Source organism: Streptomyces capitiformicae, assembly GCF_002214185.1.
Taxonomy (GTDB): Bacteria; Actinomycetota; Actinomycetes; order Streptomycetales; family Streptomycetaceae; genus Streptomyces; species Streptomyces capitiformicae.
The window spans coordinates 9,129,214-9,145,529 of the sequence record NZ_CP022161.1; the positions used below are offsets into that span (position 1 = coordinate 9,129,214).

A 16,316-nucleotide genomic window follows, 5' to 3' on the forward strand; every position below is an offset into this window, starting at 1 on the left:
GGTGGGGCTTTCTTTCCCCAGGCCGGCCCCTACCCGAAAGCGGGGGCTGTGCCCCCCCCCCCCCCCCCCCCCCCCCCCCGCGGTGTAGCCGAGCAGCATCGTCGGGCGCGGGGCTGTGGGCGGTTGTGCCCACCCTCCCCCACTCTCGGCTTCTCCCCCACTCTCGGCTCCGCTCGAGCGGGAGGTGCCCCCATGAGCGGGAGGTGCCCCCATCGCCCCAGCGGAACGACTGCCCACCACCACGGCGGGGTCACGAAGCGACCAGTACTCCCCTCAGCTACTTCTCGGTCACCCCCGCCGAGTCGAATGTCGCCACCTCGTGCATCGCCCTCGCCGCGCTCTGGACGACGGGGAGGGCCAAGAGGGCGCCGGTGCCTTCGCCCAGGCGGAGGTCCAGGTCGACCAAGGGGCGGAGGCCGAGTTTCTTGAGGGCGGCCACGTGGCCCGGTTCGGCGCTGCGGTGGCCGGCGATGCAGGCGGCGAGGACCTCGGGAGCGATGGCGCGGGCGACCAGGGCGGCGGCGCCGGCACTGACGCCGTCGAGGATGACCGGCGTACGGAGGGAGGCGCCACCGAGGAGGAGGCCGACGATGGCGGCGTGTTCGAAGCCGCCGATCGCCGAGAGAACGCCGATGGGGTCGGCCGGGTCGGGCTGGTGGAGCTCGATGGCGCGGCGGACGACCTCGGTCTTGCGGGCCAGGGTCTCGTCATTGATGCCCGTGCCCCTGCCGGTGACCTCGGAGGGGTCCGCGCCGGTGAAGACGGCGATCAGGGCGGCGGAGGCCGTGGTGTTGGCGATGCCCATCTCGCCCGTGAGGAGGGCCTTGTTGCCGGCGGCGACGAGGTCGCGGGCCGTCTCGATGCCCACCTCGATGGCCTTCCTGGCTTCCTCGCGGGTCATCGCGGGGCCGGTGGTCATGTCGGACGTACCGGCGCGGACCTTGCGCGGCAGCAGACCCGGCGTGGCCGGGAGGTCGCTCGCCACACCCACGTCGACGACGCAGACCTCGGCGCCCACCTGCGTGGCGAAGGCGTTGCAGACCGCTCCCCCGCCGAGGAAGTTGGCGACCATCTGGGCCGTGACCTCCTGCGGCCAGGGAGTGACGCCCTGGGCGTGGACGCCGTGGTCACCGGCGAAGATCGCGACGGCGGCGGGCTCCGGGATGGGCGGCGGGCACTGCCGGGACAGTCCGGACAGTTGGGCGGAGATGATCTCCAGCATGCCGAGGGCGCCCGCCGGCTTCGTCATCCGCTTCTGCCGCTCCCACGCCTCGCCGAGCGCCTTGGCGTCCAGCGGGCGGATACCGGCGACGGTCTCGGCCAGCAGGTCGTGCGGCTCGGCGCCGGGCAGGGCGCGGCGGCCGTACGTCTCCTCGTGGACGACCCACGACAGGGGGCGGCGCTTGGCCCAGCCCGCCTGCATCAGCTCGGGCTCCTCCGGGAACTCGTCGACGTACCCGACGCACAGGTACGCCACGACCTCCAGATGCTCGGGCAGACCGAGGGCGCGGACCATCTCGCGCTCGTCGAAGAAGCTGACCCAGCCGACGCCGAGGCCCTCAGCGCGAGCCGCGAGCCACAGGTTCTCGACCGCGAGCGCGGAGGAGTACGGGGCCATCTGCGGCTGGGTGTGCCGGCCGAGCGTGTGGCGGCCGCCCCGGGTCGGGTCGGCGGTGACGACGATGTTCACCGGGGTGTCGAGGATGGCCTCGATCTTCAGTTCCTTGAACTGCTTCGCCCGGCCCTTGGGCAGCGACTTGGCATAGGCCTCGCGCTGACGCTGGGCGAGCTCGTGCATCGTGCGGCGGGTCTCCGCCGAGCGGATGACGACGAAGTCCCAGGGCTGGGAGTGGCCCACCGAGGGTGCCGTGTGGGCGGCCTCCAGGACGCGGAGCAGCACGTCGTGCGGGATGGGGTCGCTGCGGAAGCCGTTGCGGATGTCGCGGCGTTCGCGCATGACCTTGAGGACCGCCTCGCGCTCGGCTTCGTCGTAGGGAGGTGCGGCCGGGCCCATGGGCTGCCGTCCTTCTTCCCGTACGCCTTCTTCCCGTACGTCTTCGGGTGCTTCTTCCACCGGGGCCGTGCTCTCTTCGGCTGCCGCGGCTGCTTCCACCGCCGCCGCTTCACTGTCGTCCTGGTCGTCCTGGTCTTCCTGGTCGGCGGCCCGGGTGTCCAGGTCTTCCGCGTTCTGGACCACGTCGGGTTCCGCGTCGGCCACCGCGAGCGGCTGCGGTACGACGATCGTCTCGGCCTCGGAGTCGCGGGGGGCGGGGACCATGGCGACGGGCTCCGCCGTCGGCTCCGGGGCCGGTACCTCTTCGGCCGTCTCCGTGGGGATCTCGGCGGTGGGAGGCGTCTGGTCGTCCGCGGGGAGCGGCGGGACCACCATCCCCTGGGGCGGGGTCGGAGCCAGGTGCGGGGTGGTGGGCACCGAGCCATCGACCGGCACGAACTCGCCCATCGGCTGATCGGCGTGAGGGTCCTGGGGAGCGACGGGGGCCGGGGCCTCGGCGGCTGCGGGCTGCTCGGCGACCGGGTCGGCGCCCGCGGGCTCCGTGACGACCACGTCGGCGTCCGCGGGCTGCGCAGCAACGGACTCGGCGGGCTCGGCCGGAGCCTCGCCGGTCGGCTGCTCGGCGGGGAGTGGCTCCGGGGCCGGGGCCTCGGCCTCGACCGCAGGCGGCTCGGCGGTCTCCGGCTGGGCGGCGGCTTCGGCGACCTGGGCGGCCTGGTCGGGGACCTCCGCGACCGGTGTGACCGGCTCGGCGGCCTGCGGGCCCTGGACGGCGGGCAGCGGCTGCGAGGGCTCCGGCGTCGGGGCCTCCGTCGGGGCCTCCTCGGCGGCGGGCTCCGGCTGGGATGGAAGCACCCCCTCCGCCGGCTGAGCCTCCACGGCCTGGGCCTCCGCTGTCTGCGACTCCTGAACGACCGGCGCGTCCAGCTGCTGCTGCGGGTCCTGCGCGAGCGCGGGCCCCTCGGCGGGCTGAGCAGCCTGAGCGGCTTGTCCTTCGGCCGACACGTCGGTCGTCGCGTTCTGCTCCGGAGCGGCGGTCCCGGCCTCCTCGCCCGGCATCGGCTGGTCCGGAGCGACGGCCACGGCCGGCTCATCGGCTGCGCCGGTCGCTGCCGGCTGCTCGGGAACGGCGGTGTCCTGCTCACCACCGGCCGCCACGGTCGACGACACCGAGGCATCGGTCGGCGACACCGCGGCATCGGCCTGCGCCACTGCGGCGTCGGCCGGCGCCACTGCGGCGTCGGCCGGCGGCGCAGCGTCCACGTCGACGGGCTGCGCGACGGCCTCGGGCTCCTGCGGGACCTCGGCCGCCTCCGGCGTCTGGGGAACAACATCCTGGGCCTCGGCGGGTACCTGGGCTTCGATCTGCTCCGGGTCCTGGGCGGCCGGCGGGAACGGCGTGGCATCCGGGGCCTGTACGGCGGCGGGTGCGGCGGGCTCAGCGGGCGCGGCCTCCTGCGGAACCGGAACCGGAACCTCTGCCTCGGACGCCTCCCCCACCGGCTCGGGGCTCTGCGGCGCCTCCGCGACGGGCGGGACCTCGACGGTCTCCGCGACCGGCGGCACGGCTACCGCCTCCGGGGCCCGGTGCTGGGCGTCGGGCAGGGCCTCGGTGACGTCCGGAACCCGGAGCTGGGCCTCGGTGACCTGCGCCGCGGCGGCCTCCTGCGCCTGGGCGTAGGCGGCGTCCTGCGCCTGGTGCAGGGCCTCGGCGTCCTGCGGCTCCTCCGCTGCCTGCGGCGTCTCCACCACGGGCGGCGCCTCGGCCACGGCGACGGAGACCTGCTTCTCCTGCGGAACGACCGTTTCTGCGGCCGCGTCCTCGACCCGCACCGCCGGCGCGGGCATCGCCTCGGCGGACACGGGGGTACCCCATGGCGTCACGCCCGGCGGGGGTACGTCGAGGTACTCGGGGCCGGTGGTGGGCGGGCCGGAGTGGCGTACGGCGCCGGGCGGGACGGGGGCGCCGGCGGGGCCGCGGTCGGCGAGGGAGCGGACCGGGCTGGCGGAGGCGTCGGGGGTGGGCGGGCCCATGTGCAGCGGGCGGCGGGCCACCGGCGGCTGCGGGACGGGCGTCGCGACGGGGTGACGTACGGCGCCGAGGTCGATCGAGCCGCTGTCCCGGCCCGACATCTCGTGCGGGCCGGGCTCGTGGACGGCATGCTCCTGGGCGACGGGCTCGTGGACGACCTGGACGACGGGCTCGGGGGCGGGGGGCGGCACTTCGTTGCCCCATGCGCCCTGGGCACCCGGCAGCAGCAGTTCGTCGTCCTCGGCGGCGGTCTCGGAGAGGTAGGTGTACGCGCCCGGCGCCGCGACGCCCGGCTGCTCCACCATGCCTGCGCTCTCCGGCAGTCCCTCGCCCGGGACCTGGCCGGTGTCGGTCATGCGTACCCCTCGCCCATCGGTTAGTGCCTCTATGCCAGCTGGCCCTGGAACGGCGCACCGACCGCTCCGCCATGGAGAACGAGCGTGTGTGCCCAGCGGCACGAGACGACCTGCGTGCAAGTCGACAAAGCCATTGAATGGCCATTGTCGCGGTCGTTTCGCCGTCGCGAAACCTTAGATCCGCGACGGTCCGCTGTGGACTGCGCCACGTTGCGCGCCCTCCGCTTCCGCCGTACCACACACGCCCTCAAAACGGGCGCGCTTTCCGGACATTGACCGACGAAGTGTCGGGTGTCCAAATGCGGTACAACGGTCGGCCAGCCTACCGCGCCGGTACGACAACCGGATCACTGGGAATGTTCGGGCAGGGTCCCGCTGAGCAGGAACGCGACGCTCCGTTCCCTCTCCGTCCAGACCCTTGTGTCGAGTTCGACGGACTGCACGAAGTCGCACCGGACGTCGTATCCGTGCTCGGTCAGGTCGCGTCCGATGCGTTCGGCGGCGGGGCGGGTCAGGGCGTGAGTGACGATGCGCCGGGGGCGCCGGTCGGCGACGGCGGAGACCACCGCCGCTCCCCCGCCGCCCACGCGTACGACGTCGGGTTCGGGGAGGTTCTCCAGGATGTGCGGCGCGGCGCCGTGGACCACTTGGAGCTGGACGCCGAAGCGGCGGGCGGCGAGAGTGGTGCGGCCGCAGGCCTCGGGGTCGCGGTCGACGGCGATGACGGCGGCGCCGCAGCGGGCTGCCTCGGTGGCGAACGCGCCGCTGCCGGAGCCGATGTCCCACACGAGGTCGCCGACCCTCGGTCCCAGGCGGGCCAGTTGGGAGGAGCGCAGCAGTTCGGCCTCGCCCTCGCCCATGGCGCCGCCGTAGACCTCGGACGGCAGGGACAGGCCGCGTGGTCCGGCGCCGGGGTCGCGTCCGGCGATCCAGCCGCCGCCCTCGGTCGCGGTGACGGGGCCGCCGATGACGATGACGAGGTTGGGGTCGCGCCAGGTGTGGTCGACGGCCTTGTCGGAGGTGACGACGGTGACGCGTTCGCGTTCGGTGCCGAGTTCCTCGCAGATCACGAAGGTGCGGTGAACTCCGTCGAGGAGCAGGCCGAGTTCGGCGGGTCCGGCGCTGGGCGAGGTGAGGACGGCGACCTTGGTGTGGGCGCGGCAGACGTTCACCGCGCGGCGCAGCGTACGGCGGTGGGCGACGACGACCTGGGCGTCGTCCCAGGGCATGCCCGCGCGGGCGAAGGCGGCGGCCACGGAGGAGACTCCGGGGACGACTTCGACCTCCAGACCGAACTCGGGGGCTCTGAGGGTGCGGACGACGCCGAAGAAGCCCGGGTCGCCGTCGGCTAGGACCACGGCGGTGCCGCGGTGGGCGGCGATGCGGCGGGCGGCGAGGGCGACACTGCCGAGCCGGATGCGTTCGGCGTACGGGGGCACCTCGGGCAGTGCGAGATGGTGGGCCGCGCCGGCGACCAGTGTGGCGGCGGCGAGGGCGGAGCGCGCCGCGGCGGTCAGGGGGGAGCCGTCCCAGCCGATCACCGTGACCCGGTCGGCCATCGTCGTCAGTCTCCAGAAGGTCTTCGCAGGTCGTCAGGGAAAGCCCGTACGGGGGTCCCGCGAGGGTACCTGGTGACGCGGAGGGGCCGGCGGCCGGGCACGGCCCGTGGGTGGTTCAGTTCCAGTCGGCGTACGAGCCGAAGCCGCCGCTGTCGGCCAGTTCCTCACCGACGCCCTCGATGTCCTCCGGGAGGAGACTCCAGACGATGAAGTCGGTGCGGATCTCCGTCCAGTGGTCATCGGCGGTGCGGGTGCGCGCTATGCAGGCGTTGCGCAGGACGCCCTCGCTGATACAGCCGATCTTCTGGGCGACCTGCTGGGAGGCGGTGTTGTCGGCGGCGGTGCGCAGCTCGATGCGTTCGAACTTCTGCTCGCGGAACAGCCATTGGGCGGTCGCGAGGGCCGCTTCGGAGGCGTAGCCCTCGCCGCGCGCCCAGGGGGCGATGACGTACGCCATCTCGCTGGAGCGGACCCTCCAGTCGGTGTTCCGCAGGTGCACGATGCCGACGAGGCGCTGGGTGAGGAACTCGTCCACGGCGAAGACGATGCCGCGGCCCGCGATGCGCTCGGCGGGGGCCTGTTCGGCGATCCAGCGCCGGGCGTCGTCCCGGGTGTAGGGGTGCGGGACGGAGGTCCAGGCGGTGACCATCTCGTCGTTCATCATCTCGGCGAAGGCGTCGATGTCGTCCTCGTCGAACGGGCGCAGAACCAACCGCTCCGTGCTGATGGAGATGTCGGGCAAGGTGCTCATCATGCGCCGCTCCGTAACCTTCGAAAACTTTGAGAGCCTGCTGAACTGCCCAGCATGCAGCATGAAAGCACTGAATCGCACGACAGGGGTCCACTCCCTGTGAACGAGTGGACCCCATGCGTGGCGATACGCCGTATACGTGCCGTGGCTGCTCAGAAGGAAGGGATCACCGAGCCGTCGTACTGGTCCTCGATGAACTTCTCGACCTCGTCGGAGGTGAGGAGTTCGGCGAGCTTCTCCACGCGCGGGTCGTGCTCGTCGCCCTCCTTGACGGCGAGGAAGTTGCCGTACGGGTTGTCCTTCGCGGACTCCAGGACCAGGGCGTCCTTCGCGGGCGAGAGGTCGGCCTCGATGGCGTAGTTGCCGTTGACGACGGCGGCGTCCACGTCCTCCAGGGAGCGTGGGGTCTGGGCCGCCTCCAGCTCCTTGAACTCCAATTTCCTGGGGTTCTCGGCGATGTCGGCCGGGGTCGCCTCGTTGCCCACGCCGTCCTTGAGCGTGATGATCCCGTTCGCGTCCAGGAGTTTGAGGGCACGCGCCTCGTTGACGCTGTCGTTCGGGACGGCGATGGTGGCGCCGCTCTTGAGGTCGTCCGCGCTCTTGACCTTGTTCGAGTAGAGGCCGAGCGGCTCCAGGTGGACCGTGACGACGGGGGCGATGTGGGTGCCGTTCTTCTTGTTGAAGTCGTCGAGGTACGGCTGGTTCTGGAAGTAGTTGGCGTTCACGGACCCGTCCTCGGTCGCCGTGTTCGGCGTGACGTAGTCGGTGAACTCCTTGACCTCCAGATCGAGACCCGCGTCCTTCGCCAGGTTGTCCTTGACGTAGGTGAGGATCTCGGCGTGCGGGGTCGGGCTGGCGGCGACGACCAGTGGACCGCTCGTGCCGGACGCGGAGGCGGTGTCGGCCTGGTCCGCGCCGCAGGCGGTGAGCCCGAGGGTGAGGGCTCCGGCGGCGAGTACGGCGGTGGTGAACTTGGCGGTGTTACGCACGAAAAGTGCCTTTCCTTTTGGGTGGAGCGCCCCCGAGAGAGGTGTTCGGGGGGTTTGGAGAAGTCGACCTGGACCAGTTCGGGAGGTCGACCTGGACGGTCTTGCCGGTCGCCGTCGAGGCCTTCAGCAGGCGCAGCCGGGGTACCGGGGAGGAGGTGCCACCGCGGCGGTGCAGGGAGCGGGCCGCGTAGTCGCCGGCGAACTGGATGACGGAGATGACGACGGCGAGGATCGCGACGGTGATCCACATCAGCTCGGTCTCGAAGCGCTGGTAGCCGTAGCGGATGGCGATGTCGCCGAGGCCGCCCGCGCCGACCGTCCCCGCCATCGCCGAGTAGCCGATGAGCGCGACGACCGTGGTGGTCGTACTGGCGATCAGCGAGGGCAGGGACTCGGGGACCTGGACCTTCCGTACGACGGTCCAGGTGTTGCCGCCCATCGACTGCACGGCCTCGACGAGCCCGCCGTCCACTTCGCGGACAGCCGTCTCAACCAGGCGTGCGAAGAACGGGATCGCGCCGATGGCGAGCGGCACGATGGCGGCCTCGCGGCCGATGGTCGAGCCGGTGATCCAGCGGGTGAAGCCCATCAACGCGACCATCAGGATGATGAACGGCATCGAGCGGGCGACGTTCACGATCTGCCCTATGACCTTGTTGGCGAGGACGTTCCGCAACAGGCCGCCCCGGTCGGTGAGGACGAGCAGGATGCCGAGCGGGAGACCGCCGACGACCGCGATGACGGTGGACCAGCCGACCATGTAAAGGGTGTCCCAACAGGCCTGCTCCAGCAGGGGCCGCATTTCCGTCCAGGTCATTTGGCACCTTCCTTCACCAGCACGGATGCGGGCTCCTGGCCCAGTACGTCGATCTGCAGGCCCTGTTCGCGCAGGAAACCGATCGGCACGACGTTGTCCTCGTAGCGGCCGGGCAGTTCGATGCGCATACGGCCGACCTGGAGGCCGCCGACGGTGTCGATGGCGGCGCCGAGGATCGAGATGTCGATGTTGTAGGTGCGGGAGAGCTGCGAGATGACCGGCTGGGTGGCCGCCTCGCCCTGGAAGGTGACGTCGAGGACCGTACGGTCCTCGCCGGATGCCTCGCCGCCCACCGGGAAGAGCGCGGAGGCCAGCTCGGAGCCAGACGTCGCGAGCAACTCGCTCACCGTCCCGGACTCCACGATGCGGCCGTTCTCCATCAGCGCCGCCGAGTCGCAGATCGACTTCACGACATCCATCTCATGGGTGATGAGCAGGACGGTCAGACCCAGCTGCCGGTTCAGGTCGCGCAGCAGCCGGAGGATGGAGCGGGTGGTCTCCGGGTCAAGGGCGCTGGTGGCCTCGTCGGAGAGGAGCACCTTCGGGTCGCCGGCCAGTGCTCGGGCGATGCCGACGCGCTGCTTCTGGCCTCCGGAGAGCTGGGCCGGGTAGGCCTTGGCCTTGTCGGCGAGACCGACGAGGTCGAGTAGCTCCAGCGCCTTGCGGGAGCGTTCCTTCCCCGACTTGCCGAGGATTTCGAGCGGCAGCTCGACGTTGTCCTGGACGGGCCGGGAGGACAGCAGGTTGAAGTGCTGGAAGACCATGCCGATACGGCTGCGCGCCTGCCGGAGTTCCCGGCCGGCCCGGGGTCCGCGCCCGGCCAGGGCGGTGAGGTCCTGGCCCGCCACGGTCACGGTTCCGGAGGTGGGGCGTTCGAGGAGGTTGACGCAGCGGATCAGCGAGGACTTGCCGGCGCCGGACTGGCCGATGACGCCGTACACCTCGCCTTCGCGGACGTGCAGATCGACGCCGTCGAGGGCGGTGATCTCTCGGCCGCGGGAACGGTAGACCTTGGTGAGGCCCGATGTGGTGATCACTGGGATTCCATCACTGTCGAGTACGCGGGCATGGATGTGCCCTGGTACGAGAGAGAAGGTTGTGCGCGGGGCAGCACGGTCACGTACGGCGTCTGACGTACGGACATGCCACGGCGGCTCGCTTTGAGGCGCGAGGCTCAGGGGATGGTGAGGCCCTCTAGAAGGCGCACATTCGACACATACAACGAGCACCGGGCGTCATGGTCGCCTCGGTCGCAAGGGTGCGGCAGCTCGTCGTGGTCATGAGATCAGTAAAGCAGACGGATGGCTGCGGCCTGGGCGGACTATCCGTATGGCGGACAGCCGAGCGCTCCATATGTGCAGGCCAAGCTGGGTTGCATCCACATAGTGGGCACCCGGCAGTGTGGGCAAGGCCACGGTGCGCACCCGCCGGGTCTCGCCCGCCCGGGGTCGGCCGCGGCAGGGCTTTTGGGACGTAATAGGGTCACGACATGCTTGTTCCCCTGACCGTGGCGACCGCCGTCGCGGCCCTTCTGCTCGCCGCGTGGTGCGGTTGGGCCGCGTACCGCGATCAGCCGACCAAGGACTGGCACTTCATCGGTATGGCCGTGGTGTCCGTGCTGGCCCTCGTGCAACTGGTCGTCGGGATCGTGCAGTTGGCGCGCGGTGACAAGCCGGAGCAGGGGACCACGATCTTCGTGTCCTACCTCCTCGGGGCCTTCGCCTGCGTTCCGGTGACGGGGTTCATGTCCCTCGCCGAGCGCACACGCTGGGGCAGTGTGACCGTCGCGGCCGGCGGTGTGGTGCTCGCCGTGCTGCAGGTGCGGCTCTACGACATCTGGGGAGGCTGACGTGGCAGCGACACAGGAGAAGCCGGAGACCGGGCTGATCAGCGGGCCCGGCATGCTGCTCGTCTGGCTGTACGGCGTGATGGTCGTCGGGGCCGTGTCACGGTCGATCGTGCAGATCTCGACCGAGTTCGAGCACGCGCCGCTCGCCTATTCACTCTCGGCGTTGGCGGGTGTCGTGTACGGGTTCATCACGTACTCGCTGGTGCGGGGCGGCGAGAAGGCCCGCAAGGCGGCACTGGTGTGCTGTGCCGCCGAGTTGGCAGGCGTGCTGGTAGTGGGAACCTGGACGCTGATCGAACCGTCGGCGTTCCCGGACGCGACCGTGTGGTCGGAGTACGGGATGGGATACCTGTTCATTCCCGTACTGCTCCCGATCACCGCCATGTACTGGCTGCGCAAGAGCAAGTCCGCGCCCCGGTAGGACCCCTTACGCCGTCGCCGCGTAAGCCCCCGCCGGCTTCTCCAGGACCACCATCGGTACCCCGTCCTGCCCCTGGCTGGTACCCACCGCCTCGTACCCCACTCGGCGGTACAGGCGAAGGCTGCCCTCGCTGCGGTGGCCGGCGCTGAGGCGGAACTTGGTGGCGCCGCGTTCCTCGGCCAGGGCGGACTCGGCCGCACGGAGCAGCCTCGCACCGATGCCGTGGCCCTGGAGGCGCGGGTGGACGCAGAGCTTGCCGATGGAGGCGGCGCCGTCGTCGTGGAGGGCGCCGCGCACGGAGCCGACCACCTCGTCACCCAGCCGGGCCACGAACACGCAGTCGGAGGCGACCTCTTCGCGGACGGAGTCGAGGCTCTGGAGGAGCGGGTCGATCCGGTAGTTGCCGTACAGTGCCGCCTCGCTCTGGAAGCACAGGTACTGCAGCCTGAAGATCTGCTCGGCGTCCTGCTCGGTCGCCACCGAGATGGTCACGCTCATGCCCATGTGTGCACGCCTCCCGCTCACCTGCTCACCTGTTGTCCTTCACTCCTATCCCCGCGGTTCGCGTGCCGCAACCTCCGCGGTCAGCAATCGACGCAGACATCCCAGACATCTGGAACGTTCTGGGCCCAAGCTTCCCTGTGAGATACCCAACTCGCCCGCGATCTCACGGTAGGTGAGGTCCTGCGGCGACAGCAGTGCCGCGAGAAGGCGCGGGCAACGGCCGGGGAGCCGGCGTACGGCCGCGTGCAGGGCGCGGCGGCGGGCGGCGGTGAGGGCCTGCTGTTCGGGGCCGGGTGCGCGGTCGTCGGCGGGCTCGGAGACGTACGGCTGTTCGGCACGGGCCTTGCGGCGGCTGAGGCGCGCCTCGAAGCGGACGGCGCTGCGCAGCCAGCCCTCGGGGTCGGCGGGTGGACCGTCGGCGTCAAGGCGTTCCAGCAGCCTCAGCCAGACGGCCTGCTCCAGGTCCCCCGCCTCCGCGCCGGCCGCGTAGGCCTCGGCCGACACCTCCGCGACCAGTAGGGGACGGAGGGTGGTGAGCATGTCGGGTGTCATGTGCCCCGGGACGCCGCCGCCCCGGCAGGGGGTTGCCGGGGCGGACGGGAGTCACCCCGATCGGGGCATGGGGGCTCAGTCGTTGACGTGCGGGTTCACGGGTCAGTCGTTGACGAAGTCGGCGTGAGCCAGCAGGCCGGTGTCCGGGTTGTCGGTGAAGATGCCGTCGATGCCGGTCTCGAAGTACACCTTGAACGCGCCGAAGACGTCTCCGTAGGCGGCGGGGTCCGTGCCCTTGCGGAAGTTGGCGGGCAGGAAGGTGTTCTCGTTGCGCATCGTGTACGGGTGCAGGATCAGGCCCTTGGCGTGCGCGTCGGCGACGAGGGTCGTCGGCTCGGTGAGGTTGCCGTTCGCGTCCTTCGGGATGATGAGGTCGAGCAGCGGGCCGATGCCCTGCGCGTAGGAGGCGATCCAGGCCAGGCCCTCGGGCGTGATCAGATCGGCGACGGTGCGCGGGTCGCCCGCCTCGACGAGGTCGTACGGCCGGTCGTCGGGCGTCCACAGCAGCACCACCCGGGGCGTGCCGACGAGCCGGCTCATGCGCTGCATGCTGGTCGGCTCGAAGGACTGCAGGAAGACCGGCGAGTTCTTCTTGTGGCGGCCGTACTTGCGCAGCAGCTTGGCCAGCGGCTCCTCCAGGCCGAGGCCCAGCTTGCGGAAGTAGGTGGGGTGCTTGGTCTCGACGTGCAGCCAGACCTGCTTGCCCCGCTTCCGGCCCTCCCGGTCGGCCCAGCGCAGCACCTCCTCGAAGGTGGGGATCTCCCAGCGGCCGTCGTAGAGAGTGTTCTCCTGCCGGGTGCCGGGGACGCGCTCCTTGGCGCGCAGCGTCTTCAGCTCGGCGAGCGTGAAGTCCTCGGTGAACCAGCCGGTGATCGACGTGCCGTCCACGACCTTGGTGGTCTTCCGGCCGGCGAACTCGGGGTGCGACGCCACGTCGGTCGTGCCCGTGATGTCGTTCTCGTGACGGCATACGAGGTGGCCGTCCTTGGTGGGCACGAGGTCCTGCTCGATGACGTGCGCGCCCATGTCGAGGGCCAGCTGGTACGAGCCGAGCGTGTGCTCCGGGCGGTAACCGCTGGCACCGCGGTGCGCGATGACCGTCGGCACCGGCAGGCTCCGGTAGCCGCCGCCCGACTCACCGCCCGACTTCGCCTCTTCGGCTCTCGCCGCGCCCGGCAGTCCGAGTACCGCTCCCCCGGCCCCGAGGACCGCGGCACCGAGCAGCGCCCGCCGGCCCGTTCCGCGCCCCTGCTCGTACGAGTCCTGCGACTGCCGCGACTCCTGCGTCCCACCCATGTCGGCTCCTCCCACCGCGATGCCCTGCACCTGTCAAAGCGGGACGATCGTAGGTGCCCCGAGGTGACCGCCGGGAGACCTGGGACCGAACACGCGGATGACGGATCGTGTCGTACTGGAGGGGGAAGTTGACGGAGTTTCGACTCGGCGACGCGATGTCCGTCACATGGTGCGGGCCGGTGGCGGCGGGCCACCGGGACGTCACCGCAGGTAAAGGTATGTCAACAATGCGTATCCACTCCGTGAACCGGGTGTGCGTCACCCCCCGTGCCGGGAGTATCGTCCTCACCTGCACATACTTGTACCGGAACGCTTGACATGGGAGGGCCCGTTGTCCCGCTTCGTGCTCATCAAGGCAGTGCTCGGACCGATCATGCGCCTGATGTTCCGCCCCCGGGTGGAGGGCGTGGAGCACATCCCGGGGGACGGGCCGGTGATCCTCGCCGGGAACCATCTGACCTTCATCGACTCGATGGTCCTGCCGCTGGTGTGCGACCGACGGGTCTTCTTCATCGGCAAGGACGAGTACGTCACCGGCAAGGGCCTCAAGGGTCGGCTGATGGCCTGGTTCTTCACCGGCGTCGGCATGATCCCCGTCGACCGCGACGGTGGGCGCGGGGGTGTCGCCGCCCTGATGACCGGACGGCGGATCCTCGACGAGGGCAAGGTGTTCGGGATCTACCCGGAGGGCACGCGGTCGCCCGACGGGCGGCTGTACCGAGGGCGTACCGGGATCGCTCGGCTGACCCTCATGACCGGGGCGCCCGTCGTGCCCTTCGCGGTGATCGGGACGGACAAGCTTCAGCCGGGGGGTGCGGGGTTGCCCCGGCCGGGGCGGGTGACTGTCCGGTTCGGTGAGGCGATGGAGTTCTCTCGGTACGAGGGGATGGACCGGGATCGGTATGTGCTGCGGGCGGTGACGGATTCTGTGATGGCTGAGGTCATGCGGTTGTCCGGGCAGGAGTACGTCGACATGTATGCGTCGAAGGCGAAAGAGGCCGCATAGGTCGTTTGTCGGGTGCGGGTGAGTGGGGGCTGGTCGCGCCCACTCACCGGAGCCGCATATGCCACAGCCCCGCGCCCCTTACGTCGCTGCCCTCAACCTGCATGTTCCAGGCGCTGCCCCTCGAGCATGAACCAGGCCGCCACCGCCGTCGCCAGCAGCACCAGGGCCCCTGCGCCTGCCGCGAGCGTGAGGCCGTCCACGAAGGACTCCCTGGCCGAGGACAAGAGGGCTTGTGCCGCGTCCGATGGCATGCCCGCCGCCGCCTCCACCGCGCCGCCCAGTGACTCGTGTGCCCCATCCGGGGTGCCTGTGGGGGCCACGAAGTCGCGGTAGACGCCCGTGACGATCGACCCCAGTACCGCGATTCCCAAAGCCGCGCCCAGTTCGTACGCCGTTTCCGAGACCGCTGAGGCCGCGCCTGCCTGTTCCTTCGGGACGCTGGAGAGAATGACGTCGGCGGTGACGGTGAAGGAGAAGCCGGCGCCGATGCCGACGACCAGTAGGGCTGCGCCGATCAGGGGGTAGCCGGTGGACTGGTCGACCAGGGTGAGCAGGCCCAGGGCCATGCCGATGGCCGCAAGGCCGCCGGCGACGACGGAACGGACGGAGAAGCGGCGGGCGGCGGCTCCGGCGATCAGGCCGGCCACCACCGCTCCGACGGCCGCCGGGAGTTCGGCGAGTCCCGCTTCCAACGGGCGCCTGTCCTGTACGAGTTGCAGGAACTGGGAGAGGAAGAAGACCAGGCCGGAGAGGCCGAGGATGGTCAGCAGGTCGGCGAGGACGGCTCCGGAGAAGCCGCGGTTGCGGAACAGGCGCATGTCCAGCAGGGGGTGCGGCAGGGCGAGTTGGCGGCGTACGAAGAGGACGAGCGCGGTGATGCCGAGGAGGCCCGCGGCGAGGGCGTTGCCGTCGAGGCCGTGGGTGGCGGTCTCCTTCACGGCGTAGACGACGCCGATCATGCCGACCAGGGACAGGGCGACGCTGAGCAGGTCCCAGGGGCCGGGGTTCGGGTGACGGGACTCGGGCAGCAGCTTGATGCCGACGAGGACGAGGACGACCATCACGGGCAGGTTGATGAGGAAGACCGAGCCCCACCAGAAGTGTTCGAGCAGGAAACCGCCGACGACCGGGCCCACGGCCGTACCGGCCGAGGCCGTCGCGCCCCAGATGCCGATGGCGAGGCTGCGTTCGCGCGGGTCGTGGAAGAGGTTGCGGATCAGGGCGAGGGTGGCGGGCATCAGGGTCGCGCCGGCGACACCGAGCAGCGCCCGGGCCACGATCATCAACTCGGGCGTCGTGGCATAGGCGTTGAGCACGGATATCGCGCCGAACGCGGTGGCGCCGAGCAGCAGCAGCTTCTTGCGGCCGACGCGGTCGCCGAGGCTGCCGGCCGAGACGAGCAGGCCCGCGATGACGAACGAGTAGATGTCGCCGATCCAGAGGAGCTGGGTGCCCGAGGGCTTCAGGTCCTCGCTGATGTAGGGCGTCGCGAGGCCGAGGACGGTCGCGTCGACGGCCACCAGCAGCACGGCGAGCACGAGGACGGAGAGCGCGAGCCACCGGCCCGGCCTCTTCTCCGTCTCCGCCGTGCGGGCCGGCTGCAGGGTGCTGTTCATGATTCCTCTCTCCGGAGTACGCCGCCGAGCAAGAGCTCGGCGATCATGTGCGTGAAGTCCTTGCGGGCGACACGGCCGCCCTGCTCTGCCCAGGCGCACGCGGCAACCAGCCCGTACAGCGCCTCTGTGAGCCAGAGCGAGCTGAGATCGATGCGGAACTCTCCGGCTTGCTGGCCGCGCAGGAACAGCGAGCCGATCCGCTTGTCGAGCCCCGACCAGCCGTCGCCCTCCGCCTCCCAGAGCTCGTTCTCTCCGTAGAGGAAGGCGAGCAGCCCGGCGACGGGCTGGATCTCGCGCACGAGTCTGCGCAGGGCCTCGCTCGCGGGCCCCTCGTCCAGTCGGGCCGCGTCCAGCGCGGCTTCACACTCTGCGATGCCGAGCGCCTCCAAGGCCCGGACGAGTGCGTCGCGCCCGGCGAAGTGGCGGTGCAGAGTGGCCCGGCTGATCCCGGCAGCCTTGGCGACCTCGTCCATGGTGGCGGTGGCATTGCGGGTCAGGAGGGCTGCGGCGCTGCGCAGCACGTGATCACGATCGACGGCCATGAGACAACATTA

At 70.9% G+C, this 16,316-nt stretch carries 14 protein-coding genes; 3 read left to right on the forward strand and 11 right to left on the reverse strand.

Annotated features, from left to right (window positions below; genetic code table 11):
* Window positions 1-277: 277 nt before the first annotated feature.
* The 6 genes from cobT to CES90_RS41005 all read right to left on the reverse strand — a co-directional run bounded on the left by cobT (window position 278) and on the right by CES90_RS41005 (window position 9,555).
* Window positions 278-4,402, reverse strand: coding sequence for a nicotinate-nucleotide--dimethylbenzimidazole phosphoribosyltransferase (gene cobT / locus CES90_RS40980; RefSeq protein WP_189785956.1), 4,125 nt, complete (start codon window positions 4,400-4,402; stop codon window positions 278-280).
* Between the two features lie 347 nt (window positions 4,403-4,749).
* On the reverse strand, window positions 4,750-5,961 hold the full coding sequence (cbiE, locus tag CES90_RS40985) for a precorrin-6y C5,15-methyltransferase (decarboxylating) subunit CbiE (RefSeq protein ID WP_189785955.1): 1,212 nt from the start codon (window positions 5,959-5,961) through the stop codon (window positions 4,750-4,752).
* A 115-nt stretch (window positions 5,962-6,076) separates the two neighbouring features.
* Window positions 6,077-6,715, reverse strand: coding sequence for a GNAT family N-acetyltransferase (locus CES90_RS40990; protein WP_189785954.1), 639 nt, complete (start codon window positions 6,713-6,715; stop codon window positions 6,077-6,079).
* A gap of 149 nt (window positions 6,716-6,864) precedes the next feature.
* Complete coding sequence (locus CES90_RS40995) at window positions 6,865-7,701, reverse strand: MetQ/NlpA family ABC transporter substrate-binding protein (RefSeq protein ID WP_189785953.1); 837 nt, start codon at window positions 7,699-7,701, stop codon at window positions 6,865-6,867.
* Window positions 7,694-8,518, reverse strand: a complete 825-nt coding sequence (locus tag CES90_RS41000; RefSeq protein ID WP_229914163.1) for a methionine ABC transporter permease — start codon at window positions 8,516-8,518, stop codon at window positions 7,694-7,696. The genes CES90_RS40995 and CES90_RS41000 overlap by 8 nt, the downstream gene beginning before the upstream one ends.
* Window positions 8,515-9,555, reverse strand: coding sequence for a methionine ABC transporter ATP-binding protein (locus CES90_RS41005; protein ID WP_189785952.1), 1,041 nt, complete (start codon window positions 9,553-9,555; stop codon window positions 8,515-8,517). Before CES90_RS41005 ends, CES90_RS41000 begins: the two co-directional genes overlap by 4 nt.
* A 452-nt stretch (window positions 9,556-10,007) precedes the next feature.
* Here CES90_RS41005 and CES90_RS41010 point away from each other — a divergent pair, with 452 nt between their 5' ends.
* Both CES90_RS41010 and CES90_RS41015 read left to right on the forward strand, forming a co-directional pair.
* Window positions 10,008-10,367 (forward strand): hypothetical protein, encoded by a 360-nt coding sequence (locus CES90_RS41010; protein ID WP_149827219.1) that lies wholly within the window; start codon window positions 10,008-10,010, stop codon window positions 10,365-10,367.
* Window position 10,368: 1 nt separating this feature from the next.
* Window positions 10,369-10,788 carry a hypothetical protein gene (locus CES90_RS41015; RefSeq protein WP_189785951.1) on the forward strand — a complete coding sequence of 140 codons (420 nt, stop codon included), beginning with the start codon at window positions 10,369-10,371 and terminating at the stop codon, window positions 10,786-10,788.
* A 6-nt stretch (window positions 10,789-10,794) separates the two neighbouring features.
* On the opposite strand, the gene CES90_RS41020 is transcribed toward CES90_RS41015, so the two are convergent.
* The 3 genes from CES90_RS41020 to CES90_RS41030 form a co-directional block, all read right to left on the reverse strand.
* Entirely contained in the window at window positions 10,795-11,292 is a 498-nt protein-coding gene (locus CES90_RS41020; RefSeq protein WP_189785950.1) for a GNAT family N-acetyltransferase, read from the reverse strand.
* A 45-nt stretch (window positions 11,293-11,337) separates the two neighbouring features.
* Window positions 11,338-11,844 (reverse strand): RNA polymerase sigma factor, encoded by a 507-nt coding sequence (locus tag CES90_RS41025; RefSeq protein ID WP_189785949.1) that lies wholly within the window; start codon window positions 11,842-11,844, stop codon window positions 11,338-11,340.
* A gap of 102 nt (window positions 11,845-11,946) precedes the next feature.
* Window positions 11,947-13,140 carry a glycerophosphodiester phosphodiesterase gene (locus CES90_RS41030; RefSeq protein ID WP_189785948.1) on the reverse strand — a complete coding sequence of 398 codons (1,194 nt, stop codon included), beginning with the start codon at window positions 13,138-13,140 and terminating at the stop codon, window positions 11,947-11,949.
* A gap of 331 nt (window positions 13,141-13,471) precedes the next feature.
* Here CES90_RS41030 and CES90_RS41035 point away from each other — a divergent pair, with 331 nt between their 5' ends.
* Window positions 13,472-14,146, forward strand: coding sequence for a lysophospholipid acyltransferase family protein (locus CES90_RS41035; protein ID WP_189785947.1), 675 nt, complete (start codon window positions 13,472-13,474; stop codon window positions 14,144-14,146).
* A gap of 92 nt (window positions 14,147-14,238) precedes the next feature.
* Here the strand turns inward: CES90_RS41035 and CES90_RS41040 are convergent, their stop codons facing one another.
* Both CES90_RS41040 and CES90_RS41045 read right to left on the reverse strand, forming a co-directional pair.
* Window positions 14,239-15,762 carry an MFS transporter gene (locus CES90_RS41040; RefSeq protein ID WP_189785946.1) on the reverse strand — a complete coding sequence of 508 codons (1,524 nt, stop codon included), beginning with the start codon at window positions 15,760-15,762 and terminating at the stop codon, window positions 14,239-14,241.
* On the reverse strand, window positions 15,759-16,304 hold the full coding sequence (locus CES90_RS41045; RefSeq protein WP_189785945.1) for a TetR/AcrR family transcriptional regulator: 546 nt from the start codon (window positions 16,302-16,304) through the stop codon (window positions 15,759-15,761). Before CES90_RS41045 ends, CES90_RS41040 begins: the two co-directional genes overlap by 4 nt.
* Between the last annotated feature and the right edge of the window lie 12 nt (window positions 16,305-16,316).

Coding starts and splice junctions, on each gene's coding strand:
- CES90_RS41000 (WP_229914163.1), bottom strand. CDS start 8,518: ATGACCTGGACGGAAATGCGGCCCCTGCTGGAGCAGGCCTGTTGGGAC.
- CES90_RS41020 (WP_189785950.1), bottom strand. CDS start 11,292: ATGGGCATGAGCGTGACCATCTCGGTGGCGACCGAGCAGGACGCCGAG.
- CES90_RS41010 (WP_149827219.1), top strand. CDS start 10,008: ATGCTTGTTCCCCTGACCGTGGCGACCGCCGTCGCGGCCCTTCTGCTC.
- CES90_RS41045 (WP_189785945.1), bottom strand. CDS start 16,304: ATGGCCGTCGATCGTGATCACGTGCTGCGCAGCGCCGCAGCCCTCCTG.
- CES90_RS41025 (WP_189785949.1), bottom strand. CDS start 11,844: ATGACACCCGACATGCTCACCACCCTCCGTCCCCTACTGGTCGCGGAG.
- CES90_RS41030 (WP_189785948.1), bottom strand. CDS start 13,140: ATGGGTGGGACGCAGGAGTCGCGGCAGTCGCAGGACTCGTACGAGCAG.
- CES90_RS41040 (WP_189785946.1), bottom strand. CDS start 15,762: ATGAACAGCACCCTGCAGCCGGCCCGCACGGCGGAGACGGAGAAGAGG.
- CES90_RS40990 (WP_189785954.1), bottom strand. CDS start 6,715: ATGATGAGCACCTTGCCCGACATCTCCATCAGCACGGAGCGGTTGGTT.
- cbiE (WP_189785955.1), bottom strand. CDS start 5,961: ATGGCCGACCGGGTCACGGTGATCGGCTGGGACGGCTCCCCCCTGACC.
- cobT (WP_189785956.1), bottom strand. CDS start 4,402: ATGACCGACACCGGCCAGGTCCCGGGCGAGGGACTGCCGGAGAGCGCA.